General features: G+C 61.6%; 16 protein-coding genes. All 16 read right to left on the bottom strand.

The window, feature by feature from the left end; genetic code table 11:
- Position 1 precedes the first annotated feature (1 nt).
- Positions 2-1,705: an ATP-binding SpoIIE family protein phosphatase gene (locus G7016_RS09080; protein WP_181113017.1), complete on the bottom strand. Its 1,704-nt coding sequence runs from the start codon at positions 1,703-1,705 to the stop codon at positions 2-4.
- Positions 1,705-2,013: an STAS domain-containing protein gene (locus G7016_RS09085; RefSeq protein WP_181113020.1), complete on the bottom strand. Its 309-nt coding sequence runs from the start codon at positions 2,011-2,013 to the stop codon at positions 1,705-1,707. The genes G7016_RS09080 and G7016_RS09085 overlap by 1 nt, the downstream gene beginning before the upstream one ends.
- 88 nt (positions 2,014-2,101) lie before the next feature.
- Positions 2,102-2,551, bottom strand: a complete 450-nt coding sequence (fliJ, locus tag G7016_RS09090) for a flagellar export protein FliJ (protein ID WP_181113023.1) — start codon at positions 2,549-2,551, stop codon at positions 2,102-2,104.
- Between the two features lie 6 nt (positions 2,552-2,557).
- Positions 2,558-3,916 carry a flagellar protein export ATPase FliI gene (fliI, locus tag G7016_RS09095; RefSeq protein WP_181113026.1) on the bottom strand — a complete coding sequence of 453 codons (1,359 nt, stop codon included), beginning with the start codon at positions 3,914-3,916 and terminating at the stop codon, positions 2,558-2,560.
- Positions 3,906-4,667 carry a flagellar assembly protein FliH gene (gene fliH / locus G7016_RS09100; RefSeq protein ID WP_181113029.1) on the bottom strand — a complete coding sequence of 254 codons (762 nt, stop codon included), beginning with the start codon at positions 4,665-4,667 and terminating at the stop codon, positions 3,906-3,908. The genes fliI and fliH overlap by 11 nt, the downstream gene beginning before the upstream one ends.
- 139 nt (positions 4,668-4,806) lie before the next feature.
- Entirely contained in the window at positions 4,807-5,826 is a 1,020-nt protein-coding gene (gene fliG / locus G7016_RS09105) for a flagellar motor switch protein FliG (RefSeq protein WP_181113033.1), read from the bottom strand.
- Positions 5,819-7,633, bottom strand: a complete 1,815-nt coding sequence (fliF, locus tag G7016_RS09110; protein ID WP_181113037.1) for a flagellar basal-body MS-ring/collar protein FliF — start codon at positions 7,631-7,633, stop codon at positions 5,819-5,821. Before fliF ends, fliG begins: the two co-directional genes overlap by 8 nt.
- A gap of 14 nt (positions 7,634-7,647) precedes the next feature.
- Positions 7,648-7,983, bottom strand: a complete 336-nt coding sequence (gene fliE, locus G7016_RS09115) for a flagellar hook-basal body complex protein FliE (protein ID WP_181113040.1) — start codon at positions 7,981-7,983, stop codon at positions 7,648-7,650.
- Between the two features lie 97 nt (positions 7,984-8,080).
- A complete protein-coding gene (locus tag G7016_RS09120; RefSeq protein ID WP_181113042.1) occupies positions 8,081-9,457 on the bottom strand; it encodes a sigma-54-dependent transcriptional regulator in 1,377 nt (458 codons plus the stop codon).
- A complete protein-coding gene (locus G7016_RS09125) occupies positions 9,457-10,641 on the bottom strand; it encodes a sensor histidine kinase (RefSeq protein WP_181113047.1) in 1,185 nt (394 codons plus the stop codon). Before G7016_RS09125 ends, G7016_RS09120 begins: the two co-directional genes overlap by 1 nt.
- Before the next feature lie 101 nt (positions 10,642-10,742).
- Entirely contained in the window at positions 10,743-12,218 is a 1,476-nt protein-coding gene (locus tag G7016_RS09130; RefSeq protein WP_181113051.1) for a sigma-54 dependent transcriptional regulator, read from the bottom strand.
- 190 nt (positions 12,219-12,408) lie between these two features.
- A complete protein-coding gene (locus G7016_RS09135) occupies positions 12,409-12,702 on the bottom strand; it encodes a flagellar protein FliT (protein ID WP_181113055.1) in 294 nt (97 codons plus the stop codon).
- 16 nt (positions 12,703-12,718) lie between these two features.
- Positions 12,719-13,117 carry a flagellar export chaperone FliS gene (gene fliS, locus G7016_RS09140; RefSeq protein ID WP_181113059.1) on the bottom strand — a complete coding sequence of 133 codons (399 nt, stop codon included), beginning with the start codon at positions 13,115-13,117 and terminating at the stop codon, positions 12,719-12,721.
- Positions 13,118-13,275: 158 nt separating this feature from the next.
- Complete coding sequence (fliD, locus tag G7016_RS09145) at positions 13,276-14,712, bottom strand: flagellar filament capping protein FliD (RefSeq protein WP_181113063.1); 1,437 nt, start codon at positions 14,710-14,712, stop codon at positions 13,276-13,278.
- An 80-nt stretch (positions 14,713-14,792) separates the two neighbouring features.
- Positions 14,793-15,155, bottom strand: a complete 363-nt coding sequence (locus tag G7016_RS09150; RefSeq protein WP_181113067.1) for a flagellar protein FlaG — start codon at positions 15,153-15,155, stop codon at positions 14,793-14,795.
- Positions 15,156-15,229: 74 nt separating this feature from the next.
- A partial coding sequence (locus G7016_RS09155) for a flagellin (protein WP_258195113.1) occupies positions 15,230-15,420 on the bottom strand: 191 nt, incomplete at its 5' end.

Genomic DNA, 15,420 nt, shown 5'->3' on the forward strand with positions numbered 1-15,420 from the left:
ATTATGCCTGACCCTCCCAGGCGAATTCTACGCGGGCGCTACGCCCATCGTCGGCCCAGCGAGCGCTGTGGCTCAGCGCCCGGACCAGCTTGACGCCACGGCCTGAATAGCCATCGCCTTCACCTACGCGCTTGAGCGTGGCCGGCACGTCGAAGCCGGCACCGCTGTCTTCGATGGTGATGACCAGCCGCCCGCCCTCTTCGGTCTGGGGTTCTACCGCCAGGCCCACCTTCACATAGCCACCCTGGAGTTCCCGAAGCCGTTCCTCGCGCATCTGGTAATAGCGGGCGAACCCCTCCCCATTTCGCTTGAGGGACGAATCCAGCCCCAGCACACCATGCTCCAGTGCGTTGGAATACAGCTCGGTAAGCACCGTGTACAGCGCGCCACTCTGGCCTCGCAGCCCCTGCACCTCCTGAAGCAGCTGCAACAGGAAAGGCAGCGGGTTGTAGTGTTTGAGGGTTTCGCTACGAAACTCGAAGGACACGGACCAGTCTGTCGGCGTGGGCTGGCCACGGTCGGGCGTAAGTACCGCCGGGGGCAGGCTGGCGCTGTCGACTACCTTTACCTGCACCATGCTGACGTCATCGCGGGTTTCACCGTGGAACCCCTGCAACGCCTCGCGAATGTCTTCGAACAAGCGATCGCGGTCAGTGTTGCGGTCCAGCACCGCTTCCAGTCGCTCGGCGCCGAACAGGGTCTCTTCGTGGTTGGTGGTTTCGATCACGCCGTCAGACAGCAGGAAAATCCGGTCGCCTTCCTCGATCGGGTACACCTGTGTCTTGGGCTCGAAGCGCTCTGGCGACAGGATGCCCAAGGGCAACGCCCGAGACGGCACCGGCACGCGCTCACCGTTCTGCTTGAGCAAGTAGCCGTCCGGCATGCCGCCGTTCCATACCTCAAGCACTCGCCGATTGACGCTGACGTTGATCAAAGTGGCGCAGCAGAACATGTCCGGGGGCAGGATGCGCTTGAGCTTGGCGTTCATTTCGCGCAGCGTTTCCGCCAGGCCATACCCTTTTGCGGTCATGCCATAAAACACATCGGCCAGCGGCATCGCCCCCACGGCGGCGGGTAATCCATGGCCGGTGAAGTCACCCAACAGTACATAAAGATCACCGCCCGGGCTCGCCGCCGCCAGCAGCAGATCGCCGTTGAACAGTGCATACGGAGACTGCAGGTACCGGATATTTCCCGCGCCCAGGCAACCGGAGTGGGCTACCTGGTCAAACACCGCCTTGGCCACGCGTTGCTCGTTCAGCAAGTGGCCATGATGGCGGGCCAGTTCGTCACGCTGCTTGAGCACCGTGGCCTGCAACCGACGCATGCGCTCCATCGCGTGGAGCTTCGCCGCGAGGATGATCTGGTTATAGGGCTTGGGGAGAAAGTCGTCACCGCCGGCTTCGAGGCATCGCACCAGCGCCTCGTCCTCGGACATGGACGTGAGAAAAATGACGGGCACCAAGGCCTCGCCTGCGAGCGCCTTGATGCGACGGGCCGCTTCGAAGCCATCCATGATCGGCATCATCACATCGAGGAGCACGATCTGCGGCCGCATCTGCTCGAAGACCTTCACCGCTTCTTCGCCGTTACCTGCCTGGAGCACATGGTGCCCCTGGCGCCGAACGATACTGGACAGCAGCATTCGGTCCGTCATGTTGTCGTCGGCGATCAACACCGAGACCGGAAGGCTGTCTGGTAGCATCACTGGATGTCGAACAGTTTATCGAAGTTGGAGATCGCCAGGATTTTCCGGGTGTCGGCACTGGCATTGATCAATCGGACCTTCGCGCTGTCGCCGCCCCCGTGATCACGTAGCAGCAATAACATGCCCAAGGCTGAGCTATCCAGGTAATTGGTGTCCTTGAGATCAATGATAAAAGTGCTGGGCTTTGTGTTGACCCGCTCGTAGGAATCACGAAATGCCTGGTGGCAGCCAAAATCGAAACGGCCGTCAATCCTGATGGTTAACTCCTTTCCATCATCCGACGGCGTTGCGGTGACGTTTGTCATACATCGATCCTTCTCTGGATACAAAGCGTTTTCAAAAGCACATTAAGAACGGGTACTGGCAGGCTGGCGAGGGCCGCGAAGTTTCCCGTCAGTATGAATCAGACCGCGGCAACCGCTGAGAAAGTTCATCGAGCAAGCGTTGTTCACGCTTATCTTCCAGCGCGCGAGCTTCGGTCATGTAGCGCATTACCAACTTGCGGAGGCCTTCTACCCGAGCGTAGGCCTTCTGCCAAGCGTCACGTGCGTTGTTGAGGTTGTTCTGGTGCCAGGCCAGGCTTTTGCGCTGCTGGCCCACTGCGGTCTCCAGCTGGTTCAGGAACCGCTGGTAGTTCATCAGCCACTGGCCTGAAACCCCTTGGGTACCGTTGTTGATCCACTGCTGCTGGTAGTTCATGCGGAACTGTTCCAGCTCCTGCAGCTTGGCTTCGGCCAGGCGCATTTGCCCTTGGAAATGGCCCAGGCGCTGTGCTGCCGTACGCTCGGCCTTCTCTGCCATTTCAACGACCGGCGCCAGGCGCGCCGCGCGGCTATTTGCCATGGCCTATCAACCCGGCGCCAGCGGGCGGAACACCGTTGCCAGGCGTTCCGAGCTGTTTTTCAGGCTTTCGTTATCGTGCAGGCCCTGGCGCAGGTAGTGCACCAGCTGCGGGTGCAAGCTGATCGCCATGTCGGTCTCCCGGTCGCCCCCGGCCACGTAGGCCCCTACGCTGATGAGATCGCGGCTTTGCTGGTAGCGCGACCACAGCTGTTTGAACTGCTGCGCCTGGGCCAAGTGCTGCGGTGTGACCACCGAAGGCATCACGCGGCTGATGGACGCTTCAATGTCGATCGCCGGGTAGTGACCTTCTTCTGCCAAACGGCGGCTCAACACGATGTGACCATCGAGCACACCGCGCGCGGAGTCGGCGATAGGGTCCTGCTGGTCATCACCCTCGGACAGTACCGTATAGAACGCCGTGATCGAACCTCCGCCCGCTTCGGCGTTACCGGCCCGCTCCACCAGCTTGGGCAGCTTGGCGAATACCGACGGCGGATAGCCCTTGGTGGCCGGCGGCTCACCAATGGCCAGGGCGATCTCCCGCTGGGCCTGGGCATAGCGGGTGAGGGAGTCCATCAGCAGCAGGACATTCATGCCCCGGTCGCGGAAGTATTCGGCAATGCGGGTGCAGTACATGGCTGCGCGCAGGCGCATCAGCGGCGCGTCATCCGCCGGCGAGGCCACGACCACGGAGCGCTTCAGGCCCTCGGCGCCCAAGCTGTGCTCGATGAATTCCTTCACCTCGCGGCCGCGTTCGCCAATCAGCCCCACCACGATGATTTCCGCTTCGGTGAAGCGAGTCATCATCCCCAACAGCACACTCTTGCCCACCCCTGTACCGGCGAACAATCCAAGGCGCTGGCCACGGCCCACCGTCAGCAAGCCGTTGATACAGCGAATGCCCACGTCGAGCGGCTGGCTGATGGGGTCGCGATTAAGGGGGTTGATCGTAGGGCCGTCCAGCGGCACCCAGTCTTCGGCGCGCATGCGGCCCTTGCCATCGAGGGCACGGCCGGCGCCATCGAGCACCCTGCCCAGCATGCTCATGCCCATCGGCAGGCGGCCCGTGTCGGCCAAAGGCACCACCCGAGCGCCGGGGGCGATTCCGGCGGCACTGCCCACCGGCATCAAAAAGACCTTGCTGCCTGAAAAGCCCATGACCTCGGCTTCCACCTGGGACGCCTGGTAGCTGTCGTCATTGATTACCACGCACCGGGTGCCCATGGCGGCGCGCAAGCCCTCGGCTTCCAGCGTAAGCCCGACCATGCGCAGCAATCGACCTTCGACCACGGCCTGGCGCGGCAGGTCAACCGCCGGCGCATAGGTGCTCATGCGCTTGCCGAAACTGGTGCGGTCAAGTCGCATCGCTGGTCTCCATTTCCAGGTGCAGATCCGCCTCGGCCGGGTGCAGGCCTTGCTCGTGCAACTGGTCGAACAATAGCGCCAAGGCTTGGGTTATGCGGGTTTCCACCGAGGCATCAATGCGGCTGTGTTCGGTTTCGATCCGGCAACCACCAGGCATGAGCGCCGGATCTTCGAGGATTTTCCATTGCTCTTCGTGACGCTCGCGCAGGGCCTTGATCTGGTCAAAGTCCTGGGGGTTCACGAAGATACGGATATTGTTCGCGCCCATGGGTAAGAGCTTGAGTGCTTCCTGGGTCACGCGCTCGATCTGCGAGGATTCCATCTTGAGCTCGCGCTGAATGACCTGGCGGGCAATGTGGCTGACCAGCTCCACCAGCGAGCGCTCGATCTGGGTATCCTGCTCGGCAATCGGCGCCAAGAGGTTACCCATGAGGGTTTCCAGGGTGGCCAGGCGTGCCTGCAAGGCAACCTCGGCCTCTTGCCGCACCTTCAGCTGGGTGGCGTGGAAACCGTCACGCTCACCGGCGGCAAAGCCCTCGTTGTAGGCTTCCTGGCGAATGGCCTCGAGTTCTTCAAGCGTGAGCGGTTGCACTTCGTCGAGCGGGACTTCCTCGATCTCGTTGAGGCTCTCGGGCTCGGGTTCCGGCTCGGCCACCTGGGGGTCGAAACTGGGCAGGCGCCACACATCCACGCCTATCAAATCCTTGGCGCGAATCAGCTCGCTGACGGGTTCCTTGCTCGACTGGCTCATTGAGTATTCCTGGCAAAACAGATAGGCGACCGGCGCGACCCGGTGTTCCCGGGGCGCGCCGTGCACAGAGTATGACACTGCGATGGCGACGCAGGTTTGTACAAACCAGCAGCGAGTGCCGCCCGTTTTCGTACAAAGCTTAGATCATCTCCTCCCCGCCCTTGCCACCCAGCACGATCTCGCCGGCCTCCGCCATACGGCGAGCGATAGTAAGGATTTCCTTCTGGGCGGTTTCCACATCGCTGACACGAACCGGCCCTTTGGAATCAAGGTCGTCACGCAGCAGCTCGGAAGCACGCTTGGACATGTTCTTGAAGATCTTTTCCTTGATGCCGTCGTCCGCGCCCTTGAGCGCGACCACCAGCACTTCGGAAGACACTTCGCGCAACAGCGCCTGGATGCCGCGGTCGTCCACATCCTTGAGGTTGTTGAACACGAACATCAAGTCTTCGATCTGGCCGGACAGTTCCGAGTCGATCTCGCGGATCGAATCCATCAGCTGGCCTTCGACCGAGCTGTCGAGGAAGTTCATGATATCGGCGGCACGCTTGATACCGCCCAAGGTGGTACGGGCAGTGGTCGAGTTACCGGCGAACTGTTTCTCGAGAATCGTGTTCAGCTCTTTCAACGCAGCCGGTTGCACGGTGTTGAGCGAGGACACCCGCAGCACGATATCGAGCCGCGCCTTATGGTCGAAGTGGCCCAGTACTTCGCCGGCCTGGTCGGGATCGAGGTACGCCACCACGATGGCCTGGATTTGCGGGTGCTCGTAACGGATCACGTCCGCCACCGCTCGAGGCTCCATCCACTTGAGGCTGTCCAGGCCGCTGGTGTTGCCACCCAGCAGAATGCGGTCGATCAGGCCATTGGCCTTGTCCTCACCCAGCGCCTGGGTAAGCATCTTGCGGATATAACCGTCCGAGCCAACGCCCAGGCTGGTCTGGTCGCCCACGCTCGCCACGAACTCGGTCATTACCTCCTCAACCTGCTCGCGGTGCACGTTGCGCATTTGCGCCATGGCCACGCCAACCCGCTGGACTTCCTTCGGGCCCATATGGCGCAGCACCTGGGCGGCGTCGGACTCGCCCAGGGACAGCAACAGGATAGCGGCCTTGTCGACCTTGGTCAGCTTGGGTGCGGCAACCTGATTATTACTCATCTGCGTTGATCCACTCTTTCACGACCTGCGCGACACGGCCCGGGTCTTCGGCCACAAGACTCTTGATTGCATTCAATTGGGCGTCATATCCCTCGGTCGGGCTTGGCAGCATGATGCTGGTAGGCCCTCCCAGGCTGACCCGATCATCGGCCAGCTCACCATTCATGCCAGTAAAGCCACCAGGGCCGCCGGCCATGCCGCCACCTGGGCCGCCTTCACCGTCCACCGCCAGCGACTTGGACTTGCTGCCACCGGTGATGTTATTGAGCACCGGGCGCAGTACGCCGAACACCAGCAACAGAATGAACACTACGCCCAGGCCCTGCTTGACCACGTCCCAGAACCAGGGTTGCTGGTAGAAGGACGGCTCTGTGAACACTTCGCCACGGTCGGGGCTGAATGGCGCGTTGATCACCGTCACGCTGTCGCCACGGCTGGCATCGAAGCCCACCGCGTCCTGCACCAGCCGCTGGAACCGCGCCAGATCTTCGGCGCTCCACGGGGTATGGGTGATTTCGCCGTTGGCCGCATCCAGCTTGGCCTGGTCGTCAACAACCACAGCAACCGACAAGCGGGTCAGGCGCCCTTGCTGCTGGCGGGTGTGGCTGATGGAACGGTCCAGCTCGAAGTTACGCGTCGACTGCTGGCGCTTGTCTGCCGGGTACGGGGCGAGCATGGGCTGGCCGGTGGCCGGGTCCATTATCTGCTGGCCGTTGGCGTCCAGCAGCGGCTGGCCCGGCTGAATGGCCTGAGGCGCTGCCGCACCGCCACCGCCACGTGTGGTCTGGGGTGCAGAAGCCGGGCTTGGCGGCTGGTTGCTCAACGCACCGGGCACGCCGCCTGAACTGCTGCCGCTGGAACGCTGCTCGGTCACCGATTGTTCGCTGCGCAGGGCGGGCTGGTCAGGGTTGAATTGTTCGGAGGTTGACTCGACCGCGCTGAAGTCCACCATCGCGGACACTTCAGCCTTGAACCGATCGTTGCCGATCACCGGCTGCAGAATGCTTTGCACGCGCTGCGTCAGCATGGTTTCCATGCGACGGGTGTAATCGAACTGCTTGCCGGCCATGCTCAGCTCGGAGTTTTCACCCAGGTCCGAGAGCAAGGTGCCTTTCTGGTCAACCACGGTTACACCCGAGCGGTCCATTTCGGGCACGCTGGTGGCTACCAGGTTAACGATGGCCATGACCTGCCCCGGGTCCAGGGTACGGCCGCCATACATCTCTACCAGCACAGAGGCCGTAGGCTTGCGCTCATCGCGCACGAATACCGAACTCTTCGGGATTGCCAGGTGAACCCGGGCGCCCTTCACGCCATTGAGCGCGGAAATGGTACGGGCCAGTTCGCCTTCGAGGCCGCGGCGATAGCGCGCGGCTTCCATGAACTGGCTAGTGCCCAGGCCTTGGTCCTTGTCGAGCGATTCGTAGCCGACGTTACCGTCACCTTGCACCACGCCCGCCGAAGCCAGCTTGAGGCGCGCACGGCCGATGTCTTCGGATTTGACCAGCAAGGCGCCGGAATTCGGCTCTACGGTATAGGGAATATCAGAGGCGGCCAGGGTGTCGGTCACCTGCTTGGCATCCATACCCTGAAGGCTGGTCAGCAGCGGACGGTAGTCCGGTTGCTGCGACCACAGCACTACGGCGAAGCCAATCGCCACGCTGGCGGCCAGGCCGACCAACAGGCCCACCTGCCGCAGCACCGGCATCTTCGAAATATTTTCCAGAAAGGCCATGCCCGGCATCGACTTGCCGCCTGCCGCCGCGCCAGTTTTGGCCGGTACGTTGTCCGTTGTTGCTTCAGCCATGACCTAATCTGCCCTCAAACCGGCATTTGCATGATGTCTTGGTACGCCTGGACCAGTTTGTTACGAACCTGGGTCAAGGCCTGGAAAGACACGCTCGCCTTTTGCGAGGAAATCATTACATCCGTCAGATCGACGCCACTCTTGCCGATCTCGAATGCGTTAGCCAACTGGTTGGCAGCCTGTTGCGTATCGTTCACCTTGCCTACGGCATTGCCGAGCAAATCAGCGAAGCTGCTGCCACCCGTAGCGCTGACGGCCGATACTGCATTGGCCTTGGACGTGCCCATGGCTTCGAGCTGCATGGAACGCATGTCCATCATCAAGCGATTGAATTCAACACCTTGGGTCATGGGGGCTGCTCTCCGGGGCCTGCAAATTTTTGACGCTTGAACCGTCAGTTACCATGGAGGTAGCAAGAGCGATGCCAACGGCAACAGCCGTGATACATCAGCTGGCAAACAGATACGCCTCGACGTCCATTCCGGCGTCTCTCATTTGAGCGAGCTTATACCGCAAGGTTCGGGCGCTGATGCCCAACCGCTCAGCGGACTCTTTACGGCGGCCGCGCTCTGCCCTGAGCGTTTCAAGGATCAATTCGAATTCGCGACGGCGCAGGTCATCCCCCAGCCCTACCACATCCGGCTCTACCGCCGCTTCGCGGAAAGTACCGCCGTTGGGGCGATGGCTGGTGCCTGCCGGGGGCACAAGACAAAAGTCCTCCGCCTCGATAACGCCGCCTTGCTGAAGAATAAGGGCGCGCTGCAACGCGTTATCCAGCTCCCGAACGTTGCCGGGCCACGGATGCGCCAATAGAGCGGCGCGGGCACTGTCCGACAGCCGGGCACTAGCACTTCTCATCTTGCTGCCATGTTTGGCCAACAGACGTTCGGCCAACGGGAGGATATCGGCCGGGCGCTCACGCAATGGCAGCCAGGCCAGCGGGAATACCGACAGGCGGTAATACAGGTCCTCCCGGAATCGGCCGACGGCTACGTCATCCTGCAACTGCCGGTTGGTGGTCGCGATGATCCTGATATCCAGAGGGATCGGCTTACGTCCCCCTACGCGCTCCACTTCGCGCTCCTGAAGCACCCGCAGAAGCTTGGCTTGCAGCGCCAAAGGCATTTCAGAGATTTCATCCAACAGCAGGGTGCCGCCGTTGGCCTGCTCGAACTTGCCGGCCTGCGCCGCCACCGCACCGGTGAAGGCGCCCTTCTCATGGCCGAACAAGGTGGCTTCGAGCATGTTGTCCGGGATGGCCGCGCAGTTGATTGCCACAAAGGGTTGCTCGGCCCGAAGCGAATGCCGATGGATGTAACGGGCCAGCACTTCCTTGCCCGTGCCAGACTCGCCGGATATCAACACCGTAGAGTCGCTGCGAGCGACTTTGGCAGCCAATGCCAATAACCGCTGGCTGGCCGGTTCGCAAGCGACGGCAGGATCGTTTTCGGCCGAGGGCAATAGATGGAGCGCATGCTGGGTAACGCGCTGTAACAGCGCCTTGGCATCAAACGGCTTGACCAGATAATCCACGGCGCCGTGACGCATGGCGTCCACCGCCTGTTGAACGCCCCCGTGGGCGGTCATCAGCAGCACCGGCACTTGAGGCCAATCGGCACGCAGGCGCAGCAGCAGCCCATGACCATCCATGCCGGGCATGTTCACGTCGCTGATCACCAGGCTGAAGGCCTCGGCAGCCACCCGCTCCAGTGCCTGCTCGGCGGAACCCACCGCAACATAATCATGCCCGGCAAGCAACAGGGTATCCACCAGCGCTTCGCGCAATGCGCGGTCGTCTTCGACCAGCAGAATTTTCGTGTGCATCAAGCCTCCTGTTCGCCCAGCAATGGCAGCACCACCAGAGCGCAGGTGCCGCGGCCAGGCCTGGAGCGCAAGCGGAGCTCTCCGCCATGGGCGCGTACCACCGAAAGCACAACGGCCAGGCCAAGGCCGGTGCCGGTCGATTTTGTGGTGAAAAAAGGTTCGCCCAGGCGGGCCAGGGTGGCGCTGTCGATCCCGGCGCCTGCGTCGCTCACGCATAGGCGAAGCTCGCCAGGCCGCTTGTACAGGTGAACCTTCAGCCGGGGATGATCGCCGCTGGCATGCACAGCGTTTTCCAGCAGGTTCAGCAGCGCGCCTACCAGCGTATCCCGGTTGCAGAGTACTTCCCCGGCGTGGAGGTCGCATTGCCAGCGCAGCGGCAAGCCTTCAGTGCGGATGTGCGCCGCTTCGCGCAAGGCAGTGAAGAGCGCGCCCGGGGCAAGTCGATCATTAAGCGGTAACTCCCCTCGCGCGAACACCAGCATGTCTCGAACCTGATGCTCCAGCTCGTGCAGCCGCTCCTTCAACCGACCGGCAAAACGCTCACGGGTTTCACCGGCAAGGCCCGGCTCCTGGAGGTGGCTGGCGTACAACATGGCGGCCGAGAGCGGGGTACGGATCTGGTGCGCCAGCGATGCGACCATGCGACCGAGGGCCGACAGCCGCTCGTGACGTGCAAGCTGGTCCTGCAACCGCCGGGTTTCAGTCAGGTCGGTGAGCAGCACCAATTGCCCCGGCTCGGCGCCAAGGGAACGGGTAGCGATGGAAAGCCGGCGACCATCCTTGAGCGAGACTTCATGGCCATCGTCCCGGCGGGGCGCGAAAGATCGCGCAATCACGTCACGCCACAGCGCGCCTTCCAGCGGCACACCAAGCAACGCCCCCGCAGCGGGGTTGGCTTCAGCCACTCGGCCCTGCCCATCGATCACGATCACGCCGCCCGGCAAGAGATCCAGCAAGTGCTGTAGCCGGTTGGCCAACCGCTCCTTTTCAGCCAACTGCCGCAACCGCTCCTCGCTCGCCTGCGCCAATTCACCCTTGAGGTGACTGACCCGGTTTTCGAGCAACTTGTAGGAGTCGTTCAGCTGAGCCGAAACCTGGTTGAACAGGGCAAAGGCCTGGTCCAGGTTTGGCCGGTCATCGGCAAGATAGTGGCGGGCGTCAGCGAGGGGAGCGGCCTGGGACATCATCAACTCTCATGGCTCACCGTCAGAAAACGGTTGGGATGAGCCATGAGTTGCAATTGATGTGCCGGGGCGTGTAACAGGCGGGGTACAGAACCGCGCCGTTACTCGTCGGCGGCGTCGTCGCCTTCACGGCGGCTCATGCCGTACTTGCGCATCTTCTCCACCAAGGTGGTACGGCGGATACGCAGGCGTTCGGCGGCGCGGGCGACGATACCGTTGGCATCATCCAGCGCCTGCTGGATCAGCCCCTGCTCGAGGCCACCCAGGTAGTCCTTCAGGTCCAGGCCTTCCGGCGGCAGCAAGGCGCTGGAAGCGAAGTCTGGCGTGTGGCCGTTGATCGCAACGCGCTCTTCCAGATCGCTGCGCAGGCTATCGACCAGTTGCTCGTCTTCGTCGTCCACATAACGGAATTTCTTGGGCAGCTCCGACACGCCGATCACGCCGTAGGGGTGCATGATCGCCATGCGCTCCACCAGGTTGGCCAGTTCGCGGACGTTGCCAGGCCAGGCATGGCGACAGAGGGACATGATCGCGGCGGAGTTGAAGCGGATCGAGCCGCGTTTCTCGTGCTCCATACGCGAGATGAGCTCGTTCATGAGCAAGGGGATGTCTTCGACCCGCTCGCGCAGCGGCGCCATCTCGATGGGGAATACGTTCAGGCGGTAATACAGGTCTTCACGGAAGCTGCCCGTTTCGATCATGCCTTCGAGATTTTTGTGAGTGGCTGCGATGATCCGCACGTCGATGCTTTGGGTCTTGTTGCTGCCGACCCGCTCGAAGGTGCGTTCCTGCAGTACCCGCAGCAGTTTGACCTGCATGGGCAGCGGCATGTCGCCGATTTCGTCAAGGAACAGGGTGCCGCCGTTGGCAAGTTCGAAGCGGCCCGCGCGGCTGGTGATCGCGCCAGTGAATGCGCCTTTCTCGTGGCCGAACAGTTCGCTTTCGAGCAGCTCTGCCGGGATCGCGCCACAGTTCACTGGAACGAACGGCGCATCGCGCCGCTTGGAATGGTAATGCAGGTTACGGGCAACCACTTCCTTGCCGGTACCCGACTCGCCGAGGATCAGTACGCTGGCGTCGGTGTCGGCCACCTGCTGCATCATCTGCCGCACGTGTTGAATGGCGCGGCTGGTGCCCACCAGGCTGCGGAACAGGTTGGGCTCACGCTGACGGCCACGCTCGCGGGCCTGGTCGTACATTTCGCGGTAAACCTGGGCGCGGTGCAGCGAATCCAGCAGCTTGCTGTAGCTGGGTGGCATTTCGAGGGTGGACAGCACGCGGCGGCGCTGGTCTTCGGCAAGCTCCACCTGGGAGCCGTCACCCAGCAGCAACACGGGAAGGAACTCATCCCAGCCTGCGACGGTTTTCAGCAACCCGGGGAGGTTGGCCGGCGCATTGAGCGTGCCCACCAGTACGCAGAGTACTTCCCGGCTGGACGCCAAGCCCTCGACCACGCGTTGCCAGTCTCCACTGCCACAGGGCAGGTTGTCCTCGCCCAGGAAGCTCAGAATCACCGACATGTCACGGCGGCGAACGCTATCGTCATCGATCAGCAGAATTTTCGTTTCACGCCACATGCAATAGCAACTTCCCTAGTCAATGCCCGATACGGCCCAATGCCCGCCACGGCGATTGCCACCTCATGGCTCGTAAACCGTGAGACGCCGGAACCCTATAATCAGGCACTAGTAAAGTCAAAAACTCCGGCACAGTCAAATTTATGGCGCACCCCGCGCCTGCAATGCGTTAAGCGCAGGGGCCACAGGCTTACGTGAAGAGGTGGTAAACCTTGCTCGCGTTATGACCCTGACGCACCTGCTTGAGTTCGTCGGCCACCGCCTGGCGCTCGCCTCGGCTCACGTCTACCAACTGGCGGTACAGCTGCAACAGCGACTCCAGGTTATGCCGAACCACGGCCGGGTCGGCCGGCGTGCCTTCGAACAGGCCGTCCAGGCAGGCACGGATCTGCAGGTCCAGCTTGCCGATGGCGGTCCAGTCCTTCACCGCCAAGGCCTCGCTGAGCGCCGCACGGGTGTATTCGATACGTTCAAGGGCACTCATGGCAGAGTCCTCACGGTTATTCCTGAGCAACATGACCGATCGCATCCCAACCAGCCTTGACGGTAATCATCAGGCGAGCAACCTCGTCGACGATGTTGGGGTCGTTCTTGCGGTTAGCCTGGATCAGCTGTTTCATCATGTAGGCATACAGCTGGTCGAGCTTGGCGATGCCTTTTTTGTCATCGGTCTTCTCGGGGTCCAGGCCTTCGCGCAGGCCACCGATGATCTCGATCGCCTTGCCCAGCATCACGCCCTTCTGAGCCACCTGGTTACGCGCCATGGCGCCCTTGGCTTGCGCCAGGCGGTCCAGCACGCCTTCCATCAGCATCTGCACCAGGCGGTGCGGGCTGGCTTCGGACGCTTGCGCGTGGGAGTTTACTTTCTGGTATTGGCGAAGCGCCTTCATCGGATGCATTGCGGTTGGCCTCGGAAGTTGGGGCGTAGTCTGCGGAACCGGCTGGTCCTCTTGCTTAGTTTATCGACACTAAGCCGTTGAACTTTAACGGAGCGTGGAATGAAAAAAGGCCCGATAACCTGTTGAAGTTACCGGGCCCGAAACAACGAATCACTGCATCAATCGTCGGAGTTGTTCATGGCTTCCAGCGTGCTCAATACACTGGTGCTGGTGGCGTTCAGCTGGGCTACCAGGGTGTCCATCGCGGTGTACTTCGCCGTGAGGATCGCCGTGAGCGACTCGGTACGCCGGTCAAGCGCGTCCTGTTGGTTATCCAGGTCGCTCAGCTTGGCGTTGAGGGACTTCTGCCGCGTTTCCAGTACGCCGCCGGTCTGGGTGTAACCCTCAAGGATGTCATCCATGCGGTTGATCAAACCGTCGTCGCCGGTGAACAGGCTGGCCACGTTGCCGTACTGGGTTTTCATCGCGGTGTCCCACTTGGTGTCGTCAAGCGACAACAAGCCAGTGGAAGAGTTGGTGCCCACACCCAACTGGGACAACACGCTCAACGAACCACTGGTAGTGCTCACGCTGGTAAGCGCGCCGCGAATCTGCGACACCAGTTTGCGCACCATGGCATCACCGGTCAGCGGGCCACTGGAGGTGGTCGCCGAATCGCTGGTGCTGGTGGTGGCGCCGGTGGACGTCACCTTGGTCTGGTTGTTCACCACCGTCATCATGGTGTTGTAAGCGTCCACGAACGCCTTCACCGAGGTTTTCAGTGTGTCGCTATCGGACGCTACCGTCACCGTAGACTTGCCCGCACCCGTCAAGGTGAGGCTGATACCGCTCACCGCCGAGTCGATGGTGTTGCTGCTACTGGTCATCGACAAACCGTCGATGGTGTAGGCCGCGTCGACAGGGCGGTCAGTGATGTAACCCGCGCTGGTGGTGTCCGTGGGGTCGAGCTTGCTCGTGCCGTCGATGGTGAGTTCGGAAATACCGCTGGTGGAGATGTCCGAACCCGCGCCGGTGGTGGTCGACGTCAATACCAGCCGGGACCCGTTGGAGTCCGTGACGATGTTGGCGCTGATACCGCTGGACGACAGCGATGAGTTGATCGAGTCCCGCACGCTGCTCAAGGTAGCGCCCGAGCCAACGGTGACCGAGTAGCTCTTGCTGCCCTGGGTGATCGCCAGGGTGCCGGAACTGATAGCGGTCGAAGAACCGCTGGCGAACAACTGGCTCGACACCTTCGAAGCGGTGGCGACTTTGGTCACGTCCAGAGCATAGTTGCCTGGGGACGCGGTGTTGCTGGACGTGGCCTTGACCACCGTCTCCAACGACGACGCCGCCGTCAGGCCCATGAACGTGTTGGTGTTGTTCAAGGCCGCGGCAGCAGTCTGGAAAGCCTCCAGCGCGCTTTTCAGGCTACCGATGCCGGACAGCGTGGTGTTGGTCGCTGTTTCGGCTTTGGTAATCTGGGTTTGCTTGGGGCTGGTGGATGCACTCACCAACGCGCTGACGATCGCCGACGTGTCGATACCCGAACCAACACCGCTAACCGTGATGCCGCCGCTCGAGCTGACCGACGTGGTGGATGTAGTGGAAGTCATTAATCCTCTCCTGTAGGTCAGCCGCCGAAAAACCGGCGGGCTGCCTTCTTCACCGGAACACTACAAGTTCCGTGCCCAACTCACGCCTGCTCATCGAACAATAGGCTGTGGGGATCCTTCAAGCGCTGCGCCATCTTCAAGGCTTCTTCGGACGGAAGTTGTCGAATGACTTCTCCGCTCTGGGTTGCCACGATCTTCACCACAACGTCACCGGTGGTGTCGTCGATGGAAAAATCCAGATTGCGCTGGTTGGAATTCACAAACGCCTGAATATCTTCAACAGCCTTTTCAACCTGCTCACGCTCGATCTTGCCGGTAGCCGGCACGCTGTTGCTGGCCGAAGAATCGGCGGCACCAACGGGCTTTGCTGCATCGACAGGAGCTGACGTGGTCATGGGCTTGCTGACTTCAAGCGCCTTTACTGCATTGACACTCATGTCCATAACCGTTACCTCAGGGTGAAAACAACAAGAGGGCGCGCTCAGCGCACCCCCTCGTCATTGACCGTCGACCGATATTACTGAAGCAGCTTCAGAACAGCGGACGGGATCTGGTTGGCCTGGGACAGGATTGCGGTGGAAGCCTGTTGCAGGGTTTGTTGCTTGGTCAGCTCAGCGGTTTCAGCGGCGAAGTCTACGTCCTGAATGGTCGAACGAGAGGCGGTAGCGTTCTCGATGATGTTGCTGATGTTGCTGATGGTGCTTTCCA

Origin of the sequence: Pseudomonas japonica (assembly GCF_013522925.1) — a bacterium.
In the GTDB taxonomy this organism is placed as follows: Bacteria; Pseudomonadota; Gammaproteobacteria; order Pseudomonadales; family Pseudomonadaceae; genus Aquipseudomonas; species Aquipseudomonas japonica_A.